This window comes from Spirochaeta cellobiosiphila DSM 17781 (assembly GCF_000426705.1).
GTDB lineage: Bacteria > Spirochaetota > Spirochaetia > DSM-17781 > DSM-17781 > Spirochaeta_E > Spirochaeta_E cellobiosiphila.
In genome coordinates, this window is sequence record NZ_AUFW01000007.1 from 246,911 (window position 1) to 271,260 (window position 24,350).

At 38.7% G+C, this 24,350-nt stretch carries 22 protein-coding genes; 4 read left to right on the plus strand and 18 right to left on the minus strand.

All coding sequences use genetic code 11. The features are described from left to right. Positions 1 to 57: 57 nt before the first annotated feature. The 4 genes from K345_RS0101010 to K345_RS0101025 form a co-directional block, all read right to left on the minus strand. On the minus strand, positions 58 to 966 hold the full coding sequence (locus tag K345_RS0101010) for an esterase/lipase family protein (protein ID WP_028972586.1): 909 nt from the start codon (positions 964 to 966) through the stop codon (positions 58 to 60). Between the two features lie 71 nt (positions 967 to 1,037). Next, complete coding sequence (gene pheT / locus K345_RS0101015) at positions 1,038 to 3,455, minus strand: phenylalanine--tRNA ligase subunit beta (RefSeq protein ID WP_028972587.1); 2,418 nt, start codon at positions 3,453 to 3,455, stop codon at positions 1,038 to 1,040. Positions 3,456 to 3,475: 20 nt separating this feature from the next. Beyond that, the gene (gene pheS / locus K345_RS0101020; RefSeq protein ID WP_053227951.1) at positions 3,476 to 4,522 is read right to left on the minus strand and encodes a phenylalanine--tRNA ligase subunit alpha; all 1,047 of its coding nucleotides are present in this window, start codon (positions 4,520 to 4,522) and stop codon (positions 3,476 to 3,478) included. Between the two features lie 231 nt (positions 4,523 to 4,753). Next, positions 4,754 to 5,398: a hypothetical protein gene (locus tag K345_RS0101025; protein ID WP_156888256.1), complete on the minus strand. Its 645-nt coding sequence runs from the start codon at positions 5,396 to 5,398 to the stop codon at positions 4,754 to 4,756. A 111-nt stretch (positions 5,399 to 5,509) separates the two neighbouring features. Here K345_RS0101025 and K345_RS0101030 point away from each other — a divergent pair, with 111 nt between their 5' ends. Next, positions 5,510 to 5,845 (plus strand): HIT domain-containing protein, encoded by a 336-nt coding sequence (locus tag K345_RS0101030; protein ID WP_028972590.1) that lies wholly within the window; start codon positions 5,510 to 5,512, stop codon positions 5,843 to 5,845. Positions 5,846 to 5,848: 3 nt separating this feature from the next. On the opposite strand, the gene K345_RS0101035 is transcribed toward K345_RS0101030, so the two are convergent. Then, positions 5,849 to 6,505, minus strand: a complete 657-nt coding sequence (locus tag K345_RS0101035) for a hypothetical protein (RefSeq protein ID WP_028972591.1) — start codon at positions 6,503 to 6,505, stop codon at positions 5,849 to 5,851. 7 nt (positions 6,506 to 6,512) lie between these two features. Continuing rightward, positions 6,513 to 7,148, minus strand: coding sequence for a rhomboid family intramembrane serine protease (locus K345_RS0101040; protein WP_028972592.1), 636 nt, complete (start codon positions 7,146 to 7,148; stop codon positions 6,513 to 6,515). A 73-nt stretch (positions 7,149 to 7,221) separates the two neighbouring features. Here K345_RS0101040 and K345_RS0101045 point away from each other — a divergent pair, with 73 nt between their 5' ends. Further along, positions 7,222 to 7,806, plus strand: coding sequence for an HD domain-containing protein (locus K345_RS0101045; protein WP_028972593.1), 585 nt, complete (start codon positions 7,222 to 7,224; stop codon positions 7,804 to 7,806). A gap of 4 nt (positions 7,807 to 7,810) precedes the next feature. On the opposite strand, the gene K345_RS0101050 is transcribed toward K345_RS0101045, so the two are convergent. The 9 genes from K345_RS0101050 to K345_RS0101090 all read right to left on the minus strand — a co-directional run bounded on the left by K345_RS0101050 (position 7,811) and on the right by K345_RS0101090 (position 16,310). Further along, complete coding sequence (locus K345_RS0101050) at positions 7,811 to 8,536, minus strand: DUF554 domain-containing protein (RefSeq protein WP_028972594.1); 726 nt, start codon at positions 8,534 to 8,536, stop codon at positions 7,811 to 7,813. Then, a complete protein-coding gene (locus K345_RS0101055; protein ID WP_028972595.1) occupies positions 8,533 to 10,047 on the minus strand; it encodes an ATP-binding cassette domain-containing protein in 1,515 nt (504 codons plus the stop codon). The genes K345_RS0101050 and K345_RS0101055 overlap by 4 nt, the downstream gene beginning before the upstream one ends. A 181-nt stretch (positions 10,048 to 10,228) precedes the next feature. After that, on the minus strand, positions 10,229 to 10,852 hold the full coding sequence (locus tag K345_RS0101060) for an NUDIX hydrolase N-terminal domain-containing protein (RefSeq protein WP_028972596.1): 624 nt from the start codon (positions 10,850 to 10,852) through the stop codon (positions 10,229 to 10,231). Continuing rightward, on the minus strand, positions 10,849 to 11,562 hold the full coding sequence (locus K345_RS0101065) for a GntR family transcriptional regulator (RefSeq protein WP_028972597.1): 714 nt from the start codon (positions 11,560 to 11,562) through the stop codon (positions 10,849 to 10,851). Before K345_RS0101065 ends, K345_RS0101060 begins: the two co-directional genes overlap by 4 nt. Then, complete coding sequence (locus tag K345_RS0101070; RefSeq protein ID WP_053227952.1) at positions 11,559 to 12,335, minus strand: inositol monophosphatase family protein; 777 nt, start codon at positions 12,333 to 12,335, stop codon at positions 11,559 to 11,561. The genes K345_RS0101065 and K345_RS0101070 overlap by 4 nt, the downstream gene beginning before the upstream one ends. Then, positions 12,332 to 13,249, minus strand: coding sequence for a ComEC/Rec2 family competence protein (locus K345_RS0101075; protein ID WP_028972599.1), 918 nt, complete (start codon positions 13,247 to 13,249; stop codon positions 12,332 to 12,334). The genes K345_RS0101070 and K345_RS0101075 overlap by 4 nt, the downstream gene beginning before the upstream one ends. A gap of 1 nt (position 13,250) precedes the next feature. Then, positions 13,251 to 14,120 (minus strand): carbohydrate ABC transporter permease, encoded by an 870-nt coding sequence (locus K345_RS19180; protein ID WP_053227953.1) that lies wholly within the window; start codon positions 14,118 to 14,120, stop codon positions 13,251 to 13,253. 61 nt (positions 14,121 to 14,181) lie between these two features. Beyond that, entirely contained in the window at positions 14,182 to 15,396 is a 1,215-nt protein-coding gene (locus K345_RS0101085; protein ID WP_028972600.1) for an extracellular solute-binding protein, read from the minus strand. Positions 15,397 to 15,476: 80 nt separating this feature from the next. Continuing rightward, positions 15,477 to 16,310 (minus strand): carbohydrate ABC transporter permease, encoded by an 834-nt coding sequence (locus K345_RS0101090; RefSeq protein ID WP_037570720.1) that lies wholly within the window; start codon positions 16,308 to 16,310, stop codon positions 15,477 to 15,479. Between the two features lie 1,595 nt (positions 16,311 to 17,905). Here K345_RS0101090 and K345_RS0101095 point away from each other — a divergent pair. Further along, on the plus strand, positions 17,906 to 19,786 hold the full coding sequence (locus tag K345_RS0101095) for a hypothetical protein (protein WP_028972602.1): 1,881 nt from the start codon (positions 17,906 to 17,908) through the stop codon (positions 19,784 to 19,786). Here K345_RS0101095 and K345_RS0101100 read toward each other — a convergent pair. Next, complete coding sequence (locus K345_RS0101100) at positions 19,779 to 20,825, minus strand: polyprenyl synthetase family protein (RefSeq protein WP_028972603.1); 1,047 nt, start codon at positions 20,823 to 20,825, stop codon at positions 19,779 to 19,781. The genes K345_RS0101095 and K345_RS0101100 overlap by 8 nt on opposite strands. Before the next feature lie 45 nt (positions 20,826 to 20,870). Here K345_RS0101100 and K345_RS19185 point away from each other — a divergent pair, with 45 nt between their 5' ends. Further along, on the plus strand, positions 20,871 to 21,503 hold the full coding sequence (locus K345_RS19185; protein WP_053227954.1) for an SAM-dependent methyltransferase: 633 nt from the start codon (positions 20,871 to 20,873) through the stop codon (positions 21,501 to 21,503). Here K345_RS19185 and K345_RS19190 read toward each other — a convergent pair. Beyond that, positions 21,463 to 22,425 (minus strand): polyprenyl synthetase family protein, encoded by a 963-nt coding sequence (locus K345_RS19190; RefSeq protein ID WP_053227955.1) that lies wholly within the window; start codon positions 22,423 to 22,425, stop codon positions 21,463 to 21,465. The two genes, K345_RS19185 and K345_RS19190, sit on opposite strands and share 41 nt — an antisense overlap. After that, the gene (locus K345_RS0101115) at positions 22,425 to 24,293 is read right to left on the minus strand and encodes an FAD-dependent oxidoreductase (RefSeq protein WP_245584592.1); all 1,869 of its coding nucleotides are present in this window, start codon (positions 24,291 to 24,293) and stop codon (positions 22,425 to 22,427) included. Before K345_RS0101115 ends, K345_RS19190 begins: the two co-directional genes overlap by 1 nt. Between the last annotated feature and the right edge of the window lie 57 nt (positions 24,294 to 24,350).

A 24,350-nucleotide genomic window follows, 5' to 3' on the forward strand; every position in this document is an offset into this window, starting at 1 on the left:
CTCTCCTTAATAAAAGAATACTAATAATATAAATGGCTGACTACAGGACATCACATATTAATATCCTTCTTCGTATAAGAACCTAACAATTTTTAAGATGAATAAATCTGCGTCAAATTCCCTGTTCGCTAACAAACCTAATCCTACAACATCAATATGGGTTATTCCCTTCTTAGTATGCATTAAATCATTTACTGTTCCCAAATATGTACCCCACTTAGAGGAATAGATAGAGACAACTCCATCATTAGGCCCCTCCCTGTCTAAAATAACTTTCCAAAAAAACTTCAGAGGTATATGGAAGTAATGGTCAGTCATATCTGCCCCAAATGAATAATATTTTACTTTTGGCGAGTCAGGATTATCACGATTAAACTGGATCATAGCCTTTCTCGTCATAGAACGAATGACTTCTTTATAATTAGGGTTAGTATCGCCAATAGCACGCCCACCTGCATTAACAAGAAGTTCAAAAGCGGTATTATAGAAGAGCCAATGGGTTAATAAAAACTCTGCAGAACTCGCCCCTCTATTAGGAGTACAGATCATTGTCAGAGTGGCAATGTGGCTATCCATACCCAATTGTGAGATGGCGTATCGTGTTTCTAAGCCACCTTTGGAATAGGCAATGACATTAACTTTATCATATTGAGGATGGTCTATAAGAAAAGCGAGGATTTGTGCCTTCATTTTAGCCGCGTTATCTTCAATAGTACCGAAAGAATCTGTGTCGGCATAAAAAACTTCATATCCATTCTTTTTAAGATATTTTGTTATACGTACAGTAAAATTGGGATAGGGAATATCATAACGCTCAAATAAACCATGGGCTACATAGATAGGATATTTAGTTATATGATCTTCATCAACAGAATTAGAGGCAGAATCAGGAATGGAGCTACAGGATATTGAGAAAGTTAGTATTAGTGCAACTATTAAAACTATTTTTACATTTTTGACATTCAAAATTTAAAAACCACCACCGGGAAATATTAAATAAGCAGGAAAGGACTTGCAAGTCCTTTCCTCATAGTCATCTATTGCTTAAGAGGGAATCCTGCTTTATCTAAGGTAGCGATAAGATCTTGTTCTGCTTTATGCAAGAAATCATGAGTTAACGTTCCTTCTCTATCTAAAAAGCTGGCTCTCAAGGTAATACAACGACCACCTTCTTCAGGTATATAGACATCATAAATCTTTATATCTACCATTTCTTTAAGTCGTAATTTCTTAGCAGCAGACAATACATCCGCTACGGGAGTATGATCAGAAGCCAAAACAGTACAGTCAAAAGTAGAACCTTGATACTTTGGTAATGGTTGATATTTTGTTTTATCTTTTAAAGGTTGATCCATAAAATCTGTTACATCTAATAATGCCATCACAAGATTACCCTTGATCTTAAAATTACGGGTCATAAGAGGATGGATGGTTCCAATAAATCCTGCTGTCTTACCCATCACCCTAATATCTAGAAATTCCCTAGGATGCTTACCCATCCAATCAGACGGAACGTGGGGATTAGGGAATTTGGGTTTAGCTTCAGAAATCTGGGCATTCACTCCCATAAAGTTAAGAAGATCATCAAAAAGATTAAGCATTTCCATAAAAGGCGATTCACTTTTCGAATAATAAACGACACCCAACTGATGTCTTTCATTACTAAAGTTCTTTGGATCACTCCAATAAGATCGGCCTAATTCAAACAAACGGAAAGAAGAATAGTTCTTTTGATTTAAAGCCGCTTTTTCTAATAAGGAAGGAACTAAGGAAGGACGCATCCTATCTAATTCAGGACTTAAAGCATTCGCTAAGATCAATTCTTCATTGAGGACATGCCAATCTGCATTTTTAAGGAGCTTGGGTCCCACGATAGGATAAGTATAGATCTCTAAAGCACGACCTCTTAATATAAGGAAGTCCTGGATCCGTCTGGCCATCTTTTTGGCAGGGGATAATTCAATAGCCGTTACTTCATTAAAAGGAGCTTTAGGTTGAAGCTTGTCAAATCCATGGATACGGCCTACTTCTTCAATAAGGTCTGCATCAACTTGCACATCCTTTGTGGCCCTAAAGCTTGGAACAGTTACCATCAGATTTTCCCCTTCTGTAGTAACTTCAAACTCAAGAGATTCTAGATTCTTTGCTATCTCCTGACTATTTAAGTCTGTCCCTAATACAGAGTTAACCCTCTTAGGGGATAGTTCAATCTTCAATTCAGGTGTCTTTATAACACCATCAGAGACAATCTGACCGACAACCTTGGCTTCGGGACAGCTTTCAAGAACTAATTCCATCACTCTCAAGACGGTACGTTCTAATTGATTTGTATCAAGAGATTTTTCGTAACGTTGACTGGAATCAGTGCGAAGACCTAAACGGGTAGAAGTATGTCTGATTCGTACATCAACCCAATTCGCTGCTTCAATAAAGATACGGGAAGTGGTTGGTTTAACACTGCTTGTTAATCCACCCATAATACCTCCAATAACGGAGGGACCCTCTGCATCACAAACCATGGTATCGTCCGCAATGATATCCCGTTCCATATCATCCAATGTCGTAAATTTTGTATCCTCACCCATTTTGCGAACAATAATTTGTCCTCCCCGGATCGTATCCCTATCAAAAATATGATTAGGCTGACCAAGTTCAAGCATGACATAATTACTGATGTCAACAATGTTGCTAATAGGACGTAAACCACAGGATATTAATCGCTGTTGTATCCATTTTGGACTGTCTTTGACTGTCACATTTTCCATACTCAATCCATAATATCCTACGCAAGCTGTACCTTCTTTAACAGAAACAGAGACGGGATTTACATCAGAAGTAAAATGAGACTTCATTTTTGCTTCCCATTCCGAGCTAAAAGCTTTCTTCAAGGGATTACCAAAGACAGCAGAGAATTCTCTAGCCATTCCATAATGTCCCCACAGATCAGGTCGATGGGTAATGGATTTATTATCTATATCAAGAAGGATATCTGACTGTAATTCCAGATATTCTGACATTGTCTGACCAATAGAAGCTTCATCATTAAGAATGAGAAGACCTTCATGCCCCTCACCTAAGCCTAATTCATCTTCTGCACAAAGCATTCCTTCACTTAAGATTCCCCTAATCTTTTTAGGCTCTAAAGTGAATCCTCCAGGAAGGGTGGTACCTATAGGAGCAAAAGGAACTTTCAATCCAACAGCGACATTAGGAGCCCCACAAACAACTCTTTTTTCTCCGTCCTGACATTTAAAGCTAACTAAATTTAACTTATCCGCTTCAGGATGTGGTTCTATCTTGGTAATTTGGGCCACGGTTACTTTTGCTAAGTGGGCATTTGTCTCTTCTACACCCTCTACTTCACAAGTGGATAAAGTAAATTTGACACCCAATTCTTCCGGTGTTAAATCAGGAAGAGGGGTGAATTCTTTGATCCAATCTAAACTAATCTTCATTTTATCAACTCCTAACCTGATTAATATGCTTTGAACTGTTCTGAGAACCGAAGGTCCCCTTGGTGAAGGTGGCGTACATCATCAATGTGATATCGCATCATGACAAGACGGTCCACACCGAGCCCCCAGGCAAACCCATTCCACTTATGGGGATCAATTCCTCCTGCTTTTAACACATTTGGATGAACCATCCCACAACCCAAAGCTTCTACCCAACCAACTTGTTTACAGACAGAACAACCTTTGCCACCACAGAGAAGACATTCATAATCTAATTCAAAGCCCGGTTCTACGAAAGGGAAGTATCCAGGACGAAGACGAACATTAATATCCTTCTTAAAGACTTCCCTAAGTAAAGTTCTTAGAAAGTGGATCATATGAGATACGGAGATATCTTCACCAATCATCATACCTTCAAACTGATGGAAAGCCGCTTCATGACTGGCATCCAGAGATTCTGAACGGAAGACTTTCCCTGGAGCAACAAATTTAAAGGGAGGATTTTTCTTCTGCTCCATACCCCTAATCTGAATATTGGAAGTTTGTGTTCTTAATAAGTGCTTCATATCATTAAACCAGAACGTATCCTGCAAGTCCCTGGCAGGGTGATTAGCAGGAACATTCAAAGCTTCAAAGTTATAGAACTCCGTTTCTATATGAGGCCCATCCAGGATATCAAAACCCATAGACAGGAAAATATCTTCCAGATCTCTTGTTATTTTTGTTAGAGGATGGAGACCAGCGGACTGTTGACCTTTATCCTTAACACGTTCAAGCCAACTGATATCCTGCCAGTTTTTTTCCAACTTGGCATTGATTTCACTTAGCTCGATCTGCTGACTTCGCTTTCCTATGGCTTCTTCCATAGTCTGCTTAACTTCATTAGCTTTAGCTCCAAAGCTCTTTTTCTCTTCAACTGACAGGTCTTTCATCCCTGACATAAGGCCTTTGAGCTTACCCTTTTTACCAAGGTATTCAGACTTAAATTGAGCCATATCTGGCAGACTATTGACTGAATCAAGGGATTGTTCAAACTCATTAAGGACTTCTTGTAATTTATCCAGCATCCTTTGCTCCTTCATCCTTTTCTGCGGCACAGTTCCCCTGAGAGGAGAAATACAAAAAAAAAGCGGACCCCTTCATCAGGATCCGCTGATTTGCCTTAGACTAATTATCTATGGGAAACCCCGAATCCTGTGATTCCGGTAAAGCTAAAAAAGAAAAATAAACCTGTAAAAAAGATTCTGCTTCCCATAATTGAATTCATTATATTAAGTAACCTCATTCTGTCAATACACTTAAAGCCCTCTTAGGGCAACCAAAGCTAACTGATACCCCTGGGAATAGTCTTCACCAAAGCTTCCTTTGAGGTCATCCTGTTCTATCCGCTTTTGAATACTCGCCTTAGCGTTCATAAGAAGAGCATAGAAATCAGGACTTAAAGAGGAATCTTCATGTAAGAGTTCAGGAACCTTTCCTAAACCAAAGAGTAAGATTATTTCGTTTTGTTGATAGATCCGGTCCATTCCCTCTCCCCCAAAAGGAAAAGAAAGAAGAAACTGAAAGGCGGCTTTAAGAGCCTCTATTACTTTATAAGTTCGTTCTATCATCTGTTTATTTAATAGACGGGAGAGAAGAGCTATTCCTAACACAGTAGGAAAGACCACCATATCCATAAACTCATCAGCAGGTAAAGAGTCAAATGGTTCCGCAACAGCCCAACTGCCCCCGGGAAGAGCCCCTTGTGATGACCTTTGTAGATTAAGGAGGCTATCAACTAAACCTCTTATATTTTCAGAAGTATATTGATTGTGAGGTATATGACCTCCAGCTAACTGTTCCAAAGTAAATCGTAACTTTCCCACAATGGCTAGTCGATCTTCATAGTCACCCTTATCTTCAATAATAAAAGTGCGGCATAATCGGTTATTCAATAAGCTCATAATGAAAAGCATTGTCTCCTCAAAAACTGATAAGATCAAGCTATAAATCCTCAAAAAACTGAGCTTGCCAAGGAAACTTATAGCCTATAACCTAGAACAAAAGGAGCAACTATGACTCTATTTGAAAAAATCCTAAAAGGTGATATTCCTTCAGATAAAGTTTATGAAGACGAATATAGTTTTGCCTTTAAAGACATCAGTCCCCAAGCCCCCGTACATGTACTTGTTATACCTAAGACGAAGGCACGAAACATTGAGGAATTAGCAGACCTCTCACAAGAAGTTGTCAACGGATATCTAAAGGGTATTAAAAAGACAATACAAACTTTGGAATTGGCAGAAGGTTATCGAGTTGTATTTAATACAGGAGAATGGGGAGGACAGACAGTTGATTATGTTCATGCTCATATTCTTGGAAAACGACAACTATCCTGGCCTCCAGGTTAATAGTTAAAAACTTTTATACGGAACAATTTCAGTTATATTCAGGTGGACTCTCACATTGGCATGTATCTTACCTGATTCTACAGTAAAGGAAGGAACATCAATAAGAAGAGCTTCTCCTGTTATTTCCCGAGGTTTATTGAATTCTCTTGGACGTAGATAATTACGGATAGCTTCTTTGATACCGTTATCAATGGACTTAAACCGGCTTTCCCAGCCAAGGAAGTAATTAGCAGAACCAAATCCACCTGCAGTAGGAATATTAGCGGAGTTCCAGTGTTGTCGATTTATGATCTGGGCTTGATTCAGATAATACTCTACAGTTATATACAAGTTCCTATCCACTCTTCTACTGCTTCGTATCTTTAGTCGTTTATCCCCCCAGGGAATTTGCTTAATCGGCTCAATCTCATAATATTCCTTAATCTGACGATTTTTGTCACTTGGGGTGTAAGTAAAATGGTATCCATAAATCATCCCAGAAAAGATATACCGAGCTTCCTCCAATATACGACGAAAGACTTCTTCATCAACAGGTGGTTCTTCCAATTCATCAGGATTACGAGGTCCTAAAGGAAAGTAGATGACACCTGTCAGGTATTCATCTACTCCATAGGATAAGGTTGTAATCAGTAAAAAAAACAGAATAAGAAATCGTTTCACACCCCTATTATCGGTATCTTTTGGGAGGGAAGAAACGATCTATGGGATTAATTCTTAATCGAACCAGGAAGTATAGGTAGGCAAAAAGAAAACCAGCTAAGTGACTAAAGTGAGCCACATTGGAATTATAAGAGGCCAACTGACTATACACTTCTATAACTGTATATCCCAATACCAAAATAGGAGCTCTCACAGGAATAAGACCCCATATAAAAATCCTTGCTGTAGGATAGAAAGTAGCAAAGCCTAGCATGACACCATAGATAGCACCACTCGCTCCCAGTAAAGATACCTGAGGAGATCCTGTATACCAATAAAATGCCAAGCTTATCAGACCTACAAGAATTCCTACAAACATATAATAAAGAAGGAATTCCCAGCTCCCTAGACGTTCTTCCAAATGTTGCCCAAAGATAAACAAAGCCAGCATGTTGAACAAAATATGGGAGAAACTCGCGTGGGTAAACATATAAGTCACAAGCTGCCAATAATAACCATATTCAATGACTGCAATGGGAGTCATAGCCATAGACAATTGAAATTGTCTTGAAAGGGAAGTCAAAAAGAAGACCACCACATTAATCCCAATCAAATAGAGGACGACATTATGTCGACTATAGGGTAATTTTTTCTGTAAAAACATGATCATAAGTTACTCATCAATTCATTGACCAGTCAATGATTATCCCGTAAATTGTCACCAAAGGCAGGTCAGAATGAATCAATTAGAACAAATATTTGTGTTTATCAAAGAAATCGACAAGGTCAAAAACATACAACGCCAATCTCTCGTATCAGAGAGTCTTCGCCGTGAAAACGATGCAGAACATGCCTGGCATCTAGCGATGATGGCTATGGTCCTTCAAACTTTTGCTAATGATCATATAGACCTACTAAAAGTACTCAAAATGGTTCTTATCCATGACATCGTAGAAATCGATGCAGGGGATGTCTTTCTCTATGACCTGGAAGCCAGAAAAGCCCAAAAAGCAATAGAAGCTGAAGCCGCGAGAAGAATCTTTGGATTGTTACCCCATCCTATGGGACAAGAACTTATTGAGTTGTGGGAAGACTTCGAAGACAGGCAGACCCCTGAAAGTAGATTCGCTGCCTCCCTGGATCGTATTCAACCAATGCTTCAAAATTACATGACCGGGGGGAAAGCCTGGAAAGAGCACAAAATCACTCGAGACATGGTTCTCAAAACAAATGCCCACATAGGAGAAGGCTCAAAGGAACTATGGGAAATGATCCAAGCTATGATTGATGATGCTGTCAAAAAAGGCTATCTCCTACCTTAATGGTTTATCCAAAATACATAAGCCATAAATTGGTAAAAGGTATAACTAAAAGAAGTGCCGGTAACTGGTTAACCACAGGGAAATCCTTAATTTTGGCCATACGCAATCCTAATCCTATCATAATAACTCCTCCACAAGCAGAGAAATTAGCATAGGTGGGACCTGTCATATAGGGCATGATAAAGCTAGAAAGAAAATATAACAAAGATTGAAAAGCCAACTGTGGAATAAACAATAAGCTGACAGAGATACCAAAGGTCATGGCGAAGATTATGGCTGTAAAGAAATCCAGTATGGACTTAATAATTAGCAGTTGATAATCCCCTGAGAGACCTTCTGTCAAAGCTCCAAGAATTCCCATTCCACTCATGGTAAACAGAACAATTAAAGCAGAGTACTGTCGTGAGAACTCAATACTTACCCCTTGGGAATTCTTCTCTTTAGAAGAAGATAGTAATCGCCCCGTTAATCCTTGCAGAGATTGAGCACTTTTATTAACCCATTGCTCCAACATGAGAAGCTCACCAATAGCCACGCCAAAGATAATGGCAATCACAACTGGTGGAGCCGTTTCCATTTTTATTAACATAGTTACCCCAATAGATAAAGCAATGAGGGCAAAAGAGGGGCTCAACCCTTCTGCTATTCGCTTGGGAATGATAGGTTTGAGTATAAAGCCTATTATTCCTCCTGTAAAAATAGCTGTGCTATTTACGAGAGGCCCGATCATAGAATCTCCTTATTAATTGAAAATATTTCCGGGGAAATCTTTTCAATGATCCATTTCTTATTTGTGCTTACCCTGGCTAATTCCGCATCATGACTTACCAGCATAAGAGCTCCCCCATAGGTTTGGAGCGCTTCTTCCAAGTGTTCAATAGCCTTTATGTCTAAATGATTTGTTGGCTCATCCATCACCAAAAGAGAGATATCCTGACTAAGGACAAAGGATAATTGTATTTTTACCCATTCACCAGGACTAAAATCCTTCTTAGCCAGATAGTAATCTGGTTCAATGCCCCAATAGGATAAGAGAGTCAGGAACTCCTGTTGTTTATCCTTTCTTAAGGCTCTTAAAGTCACTAATAGGGTATTCTTATCTTCTAATGACAACTCTTGAGGCAACCAATATCCTTTTGAATACTCGATAATAGATTCAAGATATTTAAGAAAACTAGTCTTACCAGAACCATTAGATCCAGCTAAATGAATTTTGTCAGACCGTCCCCAGCTTAACTCAGGCCAAGTTAAGACCAGATCATCACTCAAGCGTAACTCCCCAGGTTCCAGCTGTATAAAGGAGTCCCCTTTACTAATAGTTTGTTTAAAGAAAGCCTGGCGATCCTCTAAATCCTTGAAGGAAGCATCTCCTTCCAACTGATCTTTAATAGCCGCAGCGCGATCTTCTAGATGCTTTATTTTTTGGCTAGCTCTCTTATCCTTACCAAGTAACCTATAACCGTCTATCTTGGCTTTGTTATCATGATCCTTGGAGGACAGGCCCTTTTTGGACATCTTATGATTTCGCCCTGTCTCTCGAGATTTCATTTGTTTAGCTACTTTATTAAGGTGATTGTATTGTTCACGAAAATTCTGTCTCTGCTGTCGATGACTATCAGCTTCCATAGCCATTTGTTCACTGCTCTCACTATAGTTACCAGACCGTAAACTTACCTGGCCCCCGTCAAAGTAGAGACATTGTTGACAAATCCTATCTAAAGCATAACGATCATGAGCGATTAGCAACCCCAAACCTGAATAGGACTCAAGAGCCCGATAAATTTCCTCCCTGCCTTCCCTATCTAAATAATTAAAGGGTTCATCAAGAATAAGGACATCTGGATCTTGGGCCATTAAGATCCCCAACTGGAATCGTTTCTTCTCACCCAGACTTAGTGTGTCCCAGCGATATAACCAATCATAGCCGATTCCCAATAGTGATCTCCATCTTCCACCGGAACCTACTGGATCATAGAGAAAGTCCTCTGCCCCTTCTGGAAGCTGATCCGTTTCCTGAGAGCATAGAAGGATCTTATACTGTTCGTGGCCGTTGATGCTCCCTCTGGAACAAGGAAGCTGCCCACCAATAAGGTGAACAAAAGTTGTTTTTCCACTACCATTGGGACCAACAAGTCCTGTCCATCCTTCTGTTAGTGTGAGATTAATATTTAATAAAACTGGCTTAACTGAGTCAGGATAAGAGAAAGTTACATTGGATATTTGAATTTGTCTGGCTGACATATTGATCTCCTTCAAAAGCATTAGATGTTTATTCATCTATCCCTTCTGGGGGGCGCTTAGCCTAAAGATCCGCTTACAATCATTAACTAAGCTAGTCAGCTAGTTTCATTCTCAAATATCCTCCTTTCTGTGTTTTATACCATATTTCCATTTTTACAATCTGTCAACACAGCATAAAAGACTAATCAAAAAAAGGTTCTATATGATCTGAGTGGAGTGCTTCAAAACACATCTTGATTTGTTCAGGAGTGTTCCTGGTCAATGACAAAGGAGGTAGCTCATCAGGGCCAAAGAAATCAGCAGTAATAGTCTCAGTATTGGTTTCAAATGCCATTTCAATGAAGTCACATTGAACAAATATCTTATAAATACTGTATACATACACAGGTTTATTATGGCGCTTTCGATCTTGAATAGCGATGATACGCTTAGGAACTACGATAGCCCCCGCTTCTTCCTGGGCTTCTTTGATCACATTCTCTTTGACAGAATGGGACACATCAGCCCAGCCACCGGGTAAAGACCAATACTGATCTACCTGCTCTTGAACTAATAGAATTTTCCCTTCATGGAACACAGCACCTCTGACATCTACTTTAGGTGTAGGATAGCCAGCTTCACTCTCAAAGAGAGCTTCCACCTTTTCAAAAGGAATATCACTATGCTCACTCATCATCTGATAACTAATACGCTGAAGTTCTTCAAATCTTTCAACATCATATTTATTAGGACTATAAGCTAAACCTGCTTGGGCTATAGCCTGAAGCCTTTGGGCATAGTCGAGCCATTTGGGCTGATTACTCATGATCGCCTCCTTCGTAAACGAAACTGGAACACATCCTCCCTTAGATAGTCATGAGAGTACAATATGGGAAGATTAAACTCATCATAATGAATTTGTTTTAAGAGAAAAACCCCAGTATCCTTTCCCAAATGTTCACAAGCCTTAGATTGCTGTTCTGGATTCGGTAGGGCGATCTCCGTATCAGCACAAACAATCTTTATATGAGCTTTATTCTCTATGTAGGATAATAACGAACCAGAAAACTGGCCTTCCCCAAAGATATCTCCTACCAAAGACTTGGGTAGGTAGTTCTGAGAGAAGGCAATGGAAGAACCATCTGCCAAACGAGTCCTTTCCATATAGACTAATTCTGATCCGAGGGCTATATCCAACTTCCGGGCCATATCCTCCTTCGCAAAGAGGGAACTGATCAAGTTGATACTTTCCGATTCTTTAAAACCACTATTCTGTATCATAGATCCCAAGCTTTCTAATTGATCGAGACTTCCCGGGATGGAAGGAAGTGGTTGGGACAGGAAAGTCCCAACCCCGTGGATCACTACCAAATGTCCTTCCTCTGCCAATTCCTTGGCGATGGTTCGATAAGTCATTCGGCTTACCTGAAATCGCTTAGCCATCTCCAGCTCAGAAGGTAATTTATTGTCAGGATATTTCCCTGACTGAAGAGAGAGGAGGATATCCTTTTTGATTTGATCACGGCGGGAACTCAAGTGTACTCCTTATCAATATAATTCAGCATATGTTCGTGAAGAAAGGGATTCCCAGCACAGAGGCAGGGACCATCTTCTGTATCCCGAAGGCTCAAAAATCCTCCCGCTTCGGTTACTATTAAGGCGCCCCCTTTGTAATCCCAAGGATTAAGGGCAAACTCCCAAAAACCATCCAATTGTCCTGAGGCCACTAAACAAAGATCTAAAGCCGCACTGCCTAGACGTCTAATACCGGAGGATTTCTTCATAAAGATATCCAGAAGTTTTGCCTGACCTAAAGACAGCCCCTTGAGTAGGGGGAATCCCGTTCCTAGTAGGGCGTTGTCCCAATGATTCACATTAGAGACTTGAAGAGGAACTCCGTTGAGATAAGCCCCTTGTCCTTTATAGGCAGTAAAGATACTTCCCTCACTAGGTTGAATAACCATTGACGCCAAAGGTTCTTCCTTGTATTCCAAGCATACGCTGACAGAATACCAAAGAAGTCTATGGATATAATTAGCGGTTCCATCCAAGGGATCAATAATCCACTTGTAATCAGAATCTCCTTTAGAAAAACCTTGCTCCTCTGCATAGATAGAATGATCAGGATATAAATTATGGATTTGTTCACATAGATACTGTTCTGTATGAAGATCCACCTCTGTCACGTAATCCGTATAACGTTCCTTATGATGGATATCAAAACCGGATTGAGCCTGCATTTTCACTTGATAGGGAATAATGTACTGTGCCCATTCCTCCATGTGAATCTTTACCTTATCCAGATTCATAAGAATTCCTTTCCTAACACAACTCCCTGATCATCAAAGTTATAACGTAGTAGACATCCCGTATTATGATCATGCTCCAGGAAGGTAAACTCCTTACATCGTCCCTTTTGAGCTTTAAGAAAATCAGGACTGGGAAAGCCGAAAGTTCCTAATGAATCGGCAATAACGACCAAATGGGGAATCATAATACTTTCGAGATAGGAATCCTTATAATATCTGATATCCCCATGATGAGGAGCCGTTACAAGATGGGGAGTCTTAATAAGAGAAGCATAGGAAGGCCACATATCAGGAGAAGCATCCGCCCCAAAGAGAGCTACACTGTCCTCCCCTTTACAGAGGAGAACTGCCAGGGATGTTCCATTAAGACCTTTATCAATTTGATCAAGAAGAGAATTCTCAGATTCAGAGCTCTGTGTTTGTACTAGCTTGTTCATTAATAGCTGGATCGGTTCCACCTTTGACTCATGGGGAGTTAAAAGATGGAGAAACCAATCTCCTAGAACTATCGTATGAAGATCTTTCACAATATGATGGGGAATATTATTTGCTTGTAACACAGAACATAAACGAGATAAATCAACCATACCTTGTCGTATAGAACCAAAACCAGCGACCTCCTTAGGTGCATAGCCTTCTAGGAAGGTATTCATATAGACAGTCTTAACTCTTATATCTTCCATAAGGGTGGCAGCAGCCCCAATATGATCTTCGTGGGGATGAGTGATAATCCATCCCTCAACTTCGTCTATGTTATGCTTATTTAGGTAATGGGAGAGTTCCATACGGTGAGGAACACTGTTCATATATTCCTCATCACCAGAGCCTCCATCAATAATGTAATGCTTATTTTCCAAGCAAATAACAACTGATAATCCATATCCCGGATTAATAATGTCTATCTTCAGTGGCATATTAAGATTCCCCTTTTAGTCCCAGCCGCCAACCTGGTAAGGATAGACCCAGAACAAGTATCGTCATGATGACCGATACAGCAGCGGCATAACCAAGATGCATATTTTCTATTCCCTTTTGGAATATAAACTGACTAATAGTGGCCGTTGTATTAGCAGGCCCTCCTTTCGTCAGGATGTTGACTTTGTCAAATAATCGAAAGCTATCGATACTTCGTAATAGGATAAGAAGACCTATGGTTGGCCTAATATGGGGCCATTGGATGTAACGAAAGCGCAGCCATCCTTGGGCCCCCTCTAAATCAGCCGCTTCATATTGGCTTTTTGGAATAGCCAATAAGGCGGTGTATATCATCAAAAAGCAAAAAGGTGACCACTGCCACAAATCAATAAATACTAAACTCCCCATGGCAGCTCCTGGCTGTCCAAGCCAGTTATAGGATTCTTGACCTATTAGATGAAGCATCCTATTAACAACTCCTTGATAACTGAGGAGATTCTGCCATACAAGTATGGCTGTTACAGGAGGGAGTAAGTTAGGGAGAAGAATAAGAAATCTTAGAGCTTTATGACCTTTTTTCACAGAAGCAAAGGCCAAAGCCAATAAGAGACCTATGAGAATTTCTCCCAGTGTAGAGCTGAACATAAAGATCAAAGTATTCCCTAGAGATTGTCCGAAATAAGGATCAGTTACGGCCTGTAAGTAATTAGCCCAACCGATATAATGGGTCGACCTTGGTTTTAGTAAATAAAAATCCTGAAAGCTCTGATACAAGGTATAGACCAAGGGGAATACACTTAGCAAAGCTAACAAGAGCAAAGCGGGCATGAGCATTATGATAGAAAAGCTTTTGTTTCGTATGGTTGTCATAACTTCCTTATAGGCCCCAGGGGAGGATTGCTTTGGCCCTCACTCCCCTTCTTATGAGTCATTATTTCATGATAGAATTAATAGCATCCTGAGCATCACTTAGGGCTTCTTCGGTGGTTTTAGTACCTACAATGGCTGCGGATAGTTCCGCTCCTAAAGCGGCTTCCACTTCCGACCATTTTGGCGTTCGTGGTCGTGCTACAGAATTCTCAAGAGCCGCTAATTGAGCTGTATAATGGGGATACTTGGCCACTAAGGCCGAATCTTCATACACACTTTTACGAGTGGGAATTCCTCCTTGGGTAGCCATCTTCTTTTGAACATCAGAGGACGTTAGGTAACTAAGAAAAGCCGCCGCTTCTGCTTTATGTCCTGAATTAGCAGTAATCCCCATCATCCAGTTACCAATCATTCCTGTAGATTGAGCTGAACTAGCATTGGTGAATTTATTAGGGATAGGACCATAGGCGGCACTAGCTTCTGCTCCAGCTATATACCAAGAAGGCCAACCTAAAGACATACCAGCATCCCCTTTTGATACGGCCTGTACAAGATCGTTCTTTTCCAGATTTACCCCAGTAGCTAATAGCTCCTTATAGAAATCAAGAGCCTTTTGCCCTTCTGTGCTATTAATAGTGGAAGTCCAATCCTTATTAAAAACTTCACCACCCATAGCCCATAAAACAGGAAGATAATCGGATACGATAGGATTACCTTGTTGCCCCCTAATGGCATAACCTGGCTTACCAGTACGGTCTTTAATAGCCTTTGCATTATTGAGGACCTCCTCCCAACTTTGGGGTAAGGATAGGCCCAACTGATTGTAAAGGGATTGGTTATAGAAAAATAATTGAACATTTCCTACCACTGGTAAAGCGTAAAGCTTGCCTGTTTTATATGGATAAGTTCCTAAGTACATAGCCGCAGGAATAATATCTGGATCTTTTGTGATTCCATAATCCTCAAGGGGTGCGAATAATCCCGCTTCACAGAACTCTGGCATCCAAGGATCATCAGCCATTATAAGGTCATAACTTGCTGTTTTATTACCCGCATCCAATCCGATTTTTTGTTTTAAATTCGCTGATTCTAAAGCCAGGATTTCTACGGTCACATTATTCTTTTGTTCGAAATCAGAGAGGACTGATTTCATGGCATCAATATGGGTGCCCCCTCTACCGGCAAGGACGATCTTAACTGGTCCTTCTTCTTTCTGACTACAAGACAGAAAGGCAAAGCTCATGAGAGCTATTAATATTAGTATGATTTTCTTCATGGTATTACTCCTATTGATTAATAATTGTGATCTCATTCTTTTCACTTGTTATTGATTCCTGACACCTCCTGTTATTATCCCTAGGACTTAACCGAACCGGCTGTTAAACCGGAAACCAAATATCTCTGCATGACCAAGGCAAAGATCAACAGAGGTAATAAACTCATACTCCCACCCGCTGCGAGGGATCCCCACTTCATAACTTCCTGTTCCGAATTGAAGGTGGCTAAACGTAATGGCAAGGTGAACTTACCTGGACTCTGGGTCATAACAACCGCATAGGCATATTCATTCCAGGAATTCATAAAGGAAAAGATGGCCACTGCCGCCAAGGAAGGACCAATCAAAGGCAAAGCTATCTGGATAAATATCCTTCTATCTCCCGCTCCATCGATCTTAGCGCTTTCTTCTAATTCTTGAGGGATTCCTCTAAAAGCAGGGATAAGGAACCACATGATGAAAGGTAGATTCATCAAACTATGAGACAGGATAAGAGGAATATTTGTTCCCAAGAGGTGGGTTTTATTGAATAAAATAAAAAGGGGTATTCCCAAAGTGATGGGAGGAAGAATCCGCGCCGTTAGGATCCAAGCAATAAAGGAACGATGAACCCAATGGCGGAATCGGGATCGACCTAGGATATAGGCACCACAGGTTCCAGCGATCATACTAATCATCAAAGAGATCCATCCCACGAAAAGACTATTACCTAAGGGAATGATAAAATCTCTGGCTTTCCATAAATCTTCCCAGTGATGCAATGTGAAGGAATGGGGAAGTAAGGACCAAGCATGGGCCATGTCCGAAGATTGGCGCAAAGACAAAGAAATAAGCCAATACAGGGGAAATAACATTAATAGGACAAGTAGTCCTAGTGGTACTAATGGTAATTTGCCTTTGATACTTGATTTCATAGAATCATCCGACTCCTCTTGTCTAGATGTCTATACATCTACCAAGAGCTTGTTAATGTCCTATGTTTGTCATATGAAATAGCTATGAGCAGATTTGAACAAATCTAACAAGAATCTAATATTTTTTATTCTTTTTATTTATAACCTTTGAGCAGTTCAGAGGTTTGTCTTATGTATGTGTTATTACAAAGCTAAGGATGAAGAGCATGGGTTTAATGGTATGTTTTATTTGTTTTACTCACTCTTTTTGTTATGGATGTTATCCTATGCTCTGATTCCCTAGTTCATCACTAGTAATAACCTTAGAAGATAAGAGTTTTTCTCCGATTTTTATTTTCATTGGTAACAGGGGGCTTAACCAACCTTTAAACACGCAGCTTTATGGTTGAGTCCTTTTAGTTACCATCATAACCTTTACTTACATTAGTTAATCCCTAGAGGTTTACCTTTTCCTCTGGGGATTTTTTGTATGTGAAGGAGTTCTTTGCTTATTGAGGACTGCTTGGGAAATATTATTTCTACAGTGGATCGAAATATATAGGGAGTGAGAGTCAAATAACATAGCCCCTATGATTTGTGTTCTGTGTTAATTGTTGATGTTCTTCTTATTTGCTTATTAGAAATACTTTTTTCCATTACCAAACTTTGATTTTCTAATATTTATTTTTCAGACCATATTGTATATGTTCCCTGGTTTTTGGACCCTTATACTTCTAATCTTTTCCAATATACCATCGAACTTAAATATCCTCTCAAAAACATCATCTTGATCCTTAAATCGTTAAGTCAAAAACAATTCTCCTTAAGTGTTCAAACGATGCATTTAATCATAACATTCTGATAAACAGTGTCTGGCGTAATACATTTTTTACTGATGGTAAATCTACGCATAACATCAAGAAAATTCTTTGCCCCAAAAACTAAACCATTATCTGATCTTGGAATTAGGTAATCTGCTTTTGAAGAACTAGATAGTCTCCCGTAGATAATGCTTCGATGACAGCAATCTATAAATACAGTTAAATGACCTAAACTTGTACACAGGGTCTGAGACATTTACTTTTCTTATTTAACTGCCAATTGTTCAACTTAATGATTCTGTGAACTTATTTTCTATTTAGCTTACTGTTAAAACTTTGTCTTGAAATAGCTGTTATCATTCTCCAGCCCACGGCCGGTTCTTCTTCAATCATCGTATCTCTCTTGCGCTCTGCTGTTATCCGGGTTCGATAATTAAAAAATTGTCTCGGGACTTTAAAAATCTTGCATATCTCCTAATAAAGATATCTATACAATGATTCATTAATGGACTCTTTGTGGTTATTGTAATTTTAGAATCTTTTCTCAACCCAGGTATTCTACGTATTTATTATTCCTAAATCATTTTTGAAGGTTTCTAAATTATTTTTCTTGAGCTTGAAAACAAAAGGTTTGGTAGTTAGTGGGAATAAAGAACAGCATGTTAAATTTTTGATCGTGGAAACAAATTAGTGATTGTGCAAATGGTTTAATTAAGAGGAGTTTAACTTTAATATTTCTAAAAATATTAAATCATTTCATTCAAAATTTTAGTTCCATAAGTACTAGGAGCTAAAATGTTAATCGTACTATTACTACTAATAATATTATCATCCTGTAATTTAATACCAACTAATGAACCTCCTGATAAATCAGGACAATTATCACTTACCTTTAAAACTGATCAAAACATAACACGAAGCTACTTACCTGATAAAGGTGATTTAATAATTGACCATTTACATATTACTATTCAAAGAAATAATAATGTTGAATTTGATCAGATTATTGAACCTTCTGGGCTTCAATTAGATATCGACTTTGGACCAATAACCATTATTATCTCTGCCATTAATGAAAAAGATATCGAAATCTACAAAGGTACAGAAACCTTTGAATTTAATGAAAATACCGAGAAAGTTATCCAACTATATCCTCTAGAAGGACCAGGTAACTTCTCTTTTATATTAAAGACAGATAATATAATGGCAGATAAAGTTATTTTCACATTAAGAAATAGCACCTTCACTCAATCATGGACAAACAAAATAGATAGTAGCAAAATTAATATAAATGATAAAATACAGCAAGGGATTTATTTTGCTACAGTAGATATCTATAAAGAAGGAACTTTAATCAATCAAATTAATGATAGTGTTTTGATTTTTCCTAATTTAATTACACAAATCGAATACATTCATTTAGATGAAGACCATAAAAATAAAGACCCATCTCTTTCATATGCGATTAAAAATTATAGAGTAGAAAGCTTGTCAGAATTACAAAGTTTTTGGACACCTTACTGTTCTGAAAATATACCTAGTATTAATTTACCAGAGGATTACTCATGCATTTGGTATATCAATAATCAAGAAGTAAGCCATTCTCCTATTCCCATGCTGCCTACTATCAGTGGTACTTATAATTTGAGTTTGTTATTCAGTCAAAGTCAATATCTGGGTGGTTTTTGGGAATCTCAGATTAATGTAATAAATAACACAGATTTCAATTGGAGACGTAGCTATAATAGCACTAAAGAAATGCCCCTCCAAGGGATACGACAAATATTATCACTGAGTCCCAATGTTTATATATCTGCTAATTATGATAACAATTCACTATCTCTTTTTTCCTATGACAATTTTGAAATAAAATCAATTAATTCATTTAAGAGTATTGATGGTAGTAAAATAAACAAGCCTATATGTTTGCTCAATGATAAAACAAGTGTTTTTGTTTTAGATAGAACTGGATCTATTTTTGAAGGATACTTTTCAAAAGATAATATCAGCTTTAGAAAAGTTACTTCTTTGACAGGATATGGTAATGCTAAATCAATGATAAAATATTCGGATATACTCATATTATCATTTGAATCAGGACTGTATTCCTACGATTTAAACAGACAAAATCTAAAGGTGGTCACATTAGGAGTTTCTCTAGACGAAATGATCTATCTTGATAGTAATACAATCTGTGGAGTATCGAAGAAGGATGATCGAGTTTATATATTCAATGTCACAAATAGTGAAATTAAAGTAAAGAATTTTTGGCCGACAGACACTACAAACCATAATTATATAAATGGGGCTCATCATCTAGCATTTGACAAAACTAGTTCGACGATTTTTGTCACAAGCTTCTATAGTGATAGCTTATTTGCTATTAAATACATTAATAATCAATTCTCAATATCAGATATATGGACCCCAAGAGATGCCAACTCAAAATACTCACAAAACTGCTACTATAGCAAAGGAATAGTATACTGGATGCTTACAAGTGGTGATGAGATTGCAACAGCTATTTGGAGTGGCAATAAATTCATTGATACATTAGTATCACAATATGCAAATCAAGGTTTATGGGAATCTCCTCGAAGCTTCGTACAGACAGACAAAGGGTTTCTTATTGCAAGTAAAAAACCTCAGGAGCTTCATATTTTTATTACTAACTAAGCATCTTATCCAAGAACCCTTGCAACACTCCAATCAATAAATCCTTAGCCTCAGAGTCTTTAAATCCATCAATCAACCTCTGCCTAGCATCGAATAACATATCCTTAGCGATAAGCCCAGCTTGGGAGATTGAGCCATTCTTATCCATCATATCAATAGCATCAAAGATTACCTTATCTTCCACAGAAGGACCTATTTCTTTAGCCTGATTCATTAAATTCAGAAACTCAGGATTAACATCATTACCTGATAAATAAAGAATCACAGGAAGGCTTTTCTTGCCCTCAACAATATCGTCTCCTCTTCTCTTCCCAGGATTACCAGTAGTTAAGTTTTTCACATCGTCCAGGATTTGAAAACCTACCCCAATATCTTCCCAGATGGCTCCCAACTTCAAAGCGTCTTCTTCGATGCCACCACCAACAATCCAACCCAGCTGGGCTGCCATCCGAGCCAGACTTCCGGTCTTGAATCGGCACATTTGAAGATACTCATCCACTTGAGGAATGTACTGATTATTATTATGCCACTGGATATCAAGTCCTTGACCAAAGTGCAAACGCCTACAATCTTGTAAATAATATTTCATAAGAAGGAGTTTTTTCTCGGCAGATATATCTAAATTCTCTAATACATAAGAAGGGAGAAAATAGAGATGATTTCCTGCATTAATAGACAAATCTATACCATACATCAAGTGAACAGCAGGTTTACCCCTTCTTTCTTCAGAATTATCTTCAATATCATCAATGATTAAGCTACCATTATGAGGTAACTCAACGACAGGACAAAGGTCATAAGCCAAAGAATCATTTCCAGCCATCTCACTGGCAAGGACAACAACAAGGGGACGCCAACGCTTTCCCCCTCTATTCACCAATTCTAATGCTGGCTTATTCAATATATCTAAATGCTTCGGTTGGACAGCTTTATTATGTTCCCCTGCGACAAGACCTAACCAATCCAAATCTGCTTTTTCAGGTAATACCTTCTGAATTGAGGCTTCTATCTTTTGTAATCTGCTCTTATACTTATCCATGGTTAGAGTCTCTATAGACTCATCAAATTAGTCAAGGAAAAAGATATGGCCAAAAGGGACACTCTCGATTTTTATTCACTAAAAGCACAAAAAGAAGGCTATCCTGCCCGATCAGTATATAAACTGGAAGAAATTCAGCAAAAAATAAAAGTAATCAAACCTAAGGATCATGTCCTCGACATCGGAGCATCCCCAGGAAGCTGGAGTCTCTATGTTCTCAAGATACTTAAAGGACAGGGAAAATTAACAGCCATTGATTTAAAACCCTTAAATCTGAAAAAGCAACCACCCTCTAATTACGACTTCTTCCAAGGAGATGTTTTTGATAAGGAAAACCAGGATATATTGAGAGAAAAAGGACCTTATCATGTCATTATCTCAGATGCAGCCCCCTCCACTACAGGAAACAGAACCATCGACTGTGGTAGGTCCTATAGCTTAAATGAGCAAATATTATCAGTAGGAGATGCTTTATTGGAAACAGGGGGGAATTTAATCATAAAAGTCTTCCAAGGAGGAGATGAAAAAATCCTCCTTGAAAGGATGCAACAAAGCTTTGATAAAGTTAAAATTCTTAAACCGAAAGCAGTACGAAAGATATCTTTCGAAACCTACTTCATCGGTTTAGGAAAGAAAGCTAATAATCCCGAACTAACAGAAGATGAACCATCTTCTTGAGAAGATCTTTATTAGGATTATCAGGTAGACTATCAATATCCTTGATAGATCGTTGCATATAATGTGTTGTTAAGTCCTTTGTTTTAGATAAGGCATTGGTGCTTTGATAAGCTCTTAACAATCTTTTTCTTCGTATAAAATTGGGTTTACCATTGGCAAGGGTACTTTCCAGGAAGGTACTTTCCTCGCAGGCTAATATAACAGGCAAGGTATAATATCCATTCTTAAGATCCCAACCTAAAGGCTTGCCAACTTTTTTGGGATCACCATTCAAATCTAACAAATCATCTTGTAATTGGAAGGCTGCTCCTAAAGAATAGCCTATTCTACGGAACTTTTCACCTAAGACAGCTTCTTGACCACTTTTAACTGTACCTGAATAACAACTAAGCATAAACAAAGCCCCGGTTTTACGGATGATTTTCTTTATAGCCCGTCTTTTACTCATTATCAGCTTATAACGATCTGTATTTTGCTGGATTTCTCCAGAGGCTATAGCTTTAATACCTGTGGCAATAATAATACCATTATCAAAAGAAGTGGTCTTTGCCACCAACTCCACAGCCAAAGCCAGGAGATAATCTCCTAACAATATAGCATTTCGTTTACCAGCTAAGGCAAATAAAGAAGGTGAACCTCTTCGCAATTTGGAATTATCGATTATGTCATCATGCACTAAGGTAGCCAAATGAAGTATTTCAATGGCACATGCTAAATCAAGCAGGGAGTCTTCCTCAGTTTCACCCCAACCAGCTGATAACATAACCAATAGAGGCCTTATTCTTTTACCTCTACGAGAAAGGTCGCTTAACGAATAAGCGACCTGATGTTCCTCATTTTTCAAAATATGCTGAAGACGTCTGTCTATTTTTGAGTGTAGGGCCTCAAGTTCCGGTACAGAGGCCCAAAAAGAACTCGACATTATTCTCCCGTAAAGAGATGATGCTTTTTAATGAAAGGTATTTTTTTGTAGTACTTTCCAAGGAAAGGCATAACCCAATAATCTAATCCAGCAAAATTACCTGCTCCTCCCATTAGGGCAACAGCAGCCATCATGTACCATAGCATTTCAGCACCAGCCATAGCACCAAGTGTAAACATCAATCCAAGACCTATGGAAACTAAAGCAGCTAAGAAGGTGAATAGTCCACCAATAAGGGCAAGTCCAATACCGATTTCTGCAAAAACAGCACTAGCTTGGAATAAGAAAGGAGCCTTTGCTACAATGGCATCCATGAACCAGGTATAGAGAAAGAAGGGCTCTGATAATAATGGCTGTACAGCCTGGGCTGCTTGATTAACCGTTTCAGCAACTTCTTCAGAAGCGGCTGACGCACCATCTACAGGCATTATAAAGATATTATCCGGAGACAACCATCCATCTTGTACTTTCATTATACCTTCGATCAACCACTTAGCCCCAACAAACATTCGTAAAGGGAAAAGCCAGAAAGTGTGAATCTTATTAGAAGCAAAGCCTCCAATCATAGATCTTCTTTCTTTAATACCGAAGAAACGGGCCATTAAATATTCCCAGCAACCATTAAAACCGGTAACACTCCAAAGGTAGTGAAGATTAACAATGTGCTTCATGGCCATAGCCATAAAGCCGCTCATCATCATTCCCATTAAGTTTGCTACAGCATACTTACTTCCTATAGAGACCATGTATCCATGGTAATTACTCTTAAAAGCTTTTTTATCCTTACCTTGAATGTCTGCAATGATATTAGAAGCAGCACACTCACCTGTCTGAAGGGCTGTTTCTACGATTTGAGGAAGTGTTTTATGTCCTTCCAGATGCCATGTCACATCACCGATAATATAAACGTTTTCATAAGCTTCAGATTGCATGTACTCATTAGTGATGACACGACACTTTTTCTGTATATTAAATCTTAAGTTAGTGTCATCAGAACAAGTTCCATCTTCTGCTACATTCTGACATTGTCTGCTTTCTTTCTTTGTTTCATGAAGTGGTTTAAGCTCACCAGCGAATGCAGAGCCTTTTACACCACAAGACCAAACTAATGTTTTTGTTGCAATAGATAAATCACTTATTTTGATATCGTCAGCCGTTACTTCTGTTATTGCTGAATCTAGAAGGATTTCTCCTCCTTTTTTCTCAATAAACTTAACAGATTTATCTCTTAACTTACGAGGCAGCATAGGAAGTATTTCCCTTTGTGCTTCTACTAAGATAACCCTAACTTCATCACTCTTAACATCGTATTGTCCGCATAGTTTCTTTTTCCATTCCAGTAATTCCCCAAGCATTTCTACACCTGTGAAACCTGCACCTGCTACAACAAAGGTCAATAATTGCTGTCTCTTTATAAGATCAGATGTTCTTGATGCTTCTAGAAAACAATTTTCGATATGCTCACGAAGTTTGATTGCGTCATTATAAGACCAAAGAGTAAAAGAATGATCTTGTGCCCCTGTAACTCCAAAGAACTCAGGTTCTGCACCAACACCCATTACAAGATAATCATACTTATACTCTTTATCCCTACCAGATAAAACTTTTTGATCAAAATCTATGTTCTCTATTTCATCTATTACAACATGTACAGCTGTTCCGGCGAAGATTTTTTTTAAGGAGATTCTAATAGAATCTTCCTCAACCCGTCCTCCTGCCACCTCGTGGAGCTCGGTCATTAAAGTATGGAAGGGATTCCTATCGATCAATGTGATCTGAGTCGCTTCTTGTTTTTTTAAACCTTTTAATAATTTCTTTGCTGCTGCTACTCCACCGTAGCCGCCACCCAATATGACTATATTCCTCACCTTAGACTCCATAAACATGGCGGCTCCCTAACAGAGAGCTTCGCCAGTATTTGATTC

What these genes read in the sequence shown, in the direction of transcription:
- pheS (WP_053227951.1), bottom strand. Translation starts at nt 4,522, where the DNA reads ATGCTGGATAAATTACAAGAAGTCCTTAATGAGTTTGAACAATCCCTT.
- K345_RS0101030 (WP_028972590.1), top strand. Translation starts at nt 5,510, where the DNA reads ATGACTCTATTTGAAAAAATCCTAAAAGGTGATATTCCTTCAGATAAA.
- K345_RS0101085 (WP_028972600.1), bottom strand. Translation starts at nt 15,396, where the DNA reads ATGAAGAAAATCATACTAATATTAATAGCTCTCATGAGCTTTGCCTTT.
- K345_RS0101050 (WP_028972594.1), bottom strand. Translation starts at nt 8,536, where the DNA reads ATGATCGGGCCTCTCGTAAATAGCACAGCTATTTTTACAGGAGGAATA.
- pheT (WP_028972587.1), bottom strand. Translation starts at nt 3,455, where the DNA reads ATGAAGATTAGTTTAGATTGGATCAAAGAATTCACCCCTCTTCCTGAT.
- K345_RS0101045 (WP_028972593.1), top strand. Translation starts at nt 7,222, where the DNA reads ATGAATCAATTAGAACAAATATTTGTGTTTATCAAAGAAATCGACAAG.
- K345_RS0101055 (WP_028972595.1), bottom strand. Translation starts at nt 10,047, where the DNA reads ATGTCAGCCAGACAAATTCAAATATCCAATGTAACTTTCTCTTATCCT.
- K345_RS0101090 (WP_037570720.1), bottom strand. Translation starts at nt 16,310, where the DNA reads ATGAAATCAAGTATCAAAGGCAAATTACCATTAGTACCACTAGGACTA.
- K345_RS0101060 (WP_028972596.1), bottom strand. Translation starts at nt 10,852, where the DNA reads ATGAGTAATCAGCCCAAATGGCTCGACTATGCCCAAAGGCTTCAGGCT.
- K345_RS19190 (WP_053227955.1), bottom strand. Translation starts at nt 22,425, where the DNA reads ATGTCGAGTTCTTTTTGGGCCTCTGTACCGGAACTTGAGGCCCTACAC.
- K345_RS0101100 (WP_028972603.1), bottom strand. Translation starts at nt 20,825, where the DNA reads ATGGATAAGTATAAGAGCAGATTACAAAAGATAGAAGCCTCAATTCAG.
- K345_RS0101075 (WP_028972599.1), bottom strand. Translation starts at nt 13,249, where the DNA reads ATGCCACTGAAGATAGACATTATTAATCCGGGATATGGATTATCAGTT.
- K345_RS0101040 (WP_028972592.1), bottom strand. Translation starts at nt 7,148, where the DNA reads ATGTTTTTACAGAAAAAATTACCCTATAGTCGACATAATGTCGTCCTC.
- K345_RS19185 (WP_053227954.1), top strand. Translation starts at nt 20,871, where the DNA reads ATGGCCAAAAGGGACACTCTCGATTTTTATTCACTAAAAGCACAAAAA.
- K345_RS19180 (WP_053227953.1), bottom strand. Translation starts at nt 14,120, where the DNA reads ATGACAACCATACGAAACAAAAGCTTTTCTATCATAATGCTCATGCCC.
- K345_RS0101070 (WP_053227952.1), bottom strand. Translation starts at nt 12,335, where the DNA reads ATGAATCTGGATAAGGTAAAGATTCACATGGAGGAATGGGCACAGTAC.
- K345_RS0101095 (WP_028972602.1), top strand. Translation starts at nt 17,906, where the DNA reads ATGTTAATCGTACTATTACTACTAATAATATTATCATCCTGTAATTTA.
- K345_RS0101025 (WP_156888256.1), bottom strand. Translation starts at nt 5,398, where the DNA reads ATGAGCTTATTGAATAACCGATTATGCCGCACTTTTATTATTGAAGAT.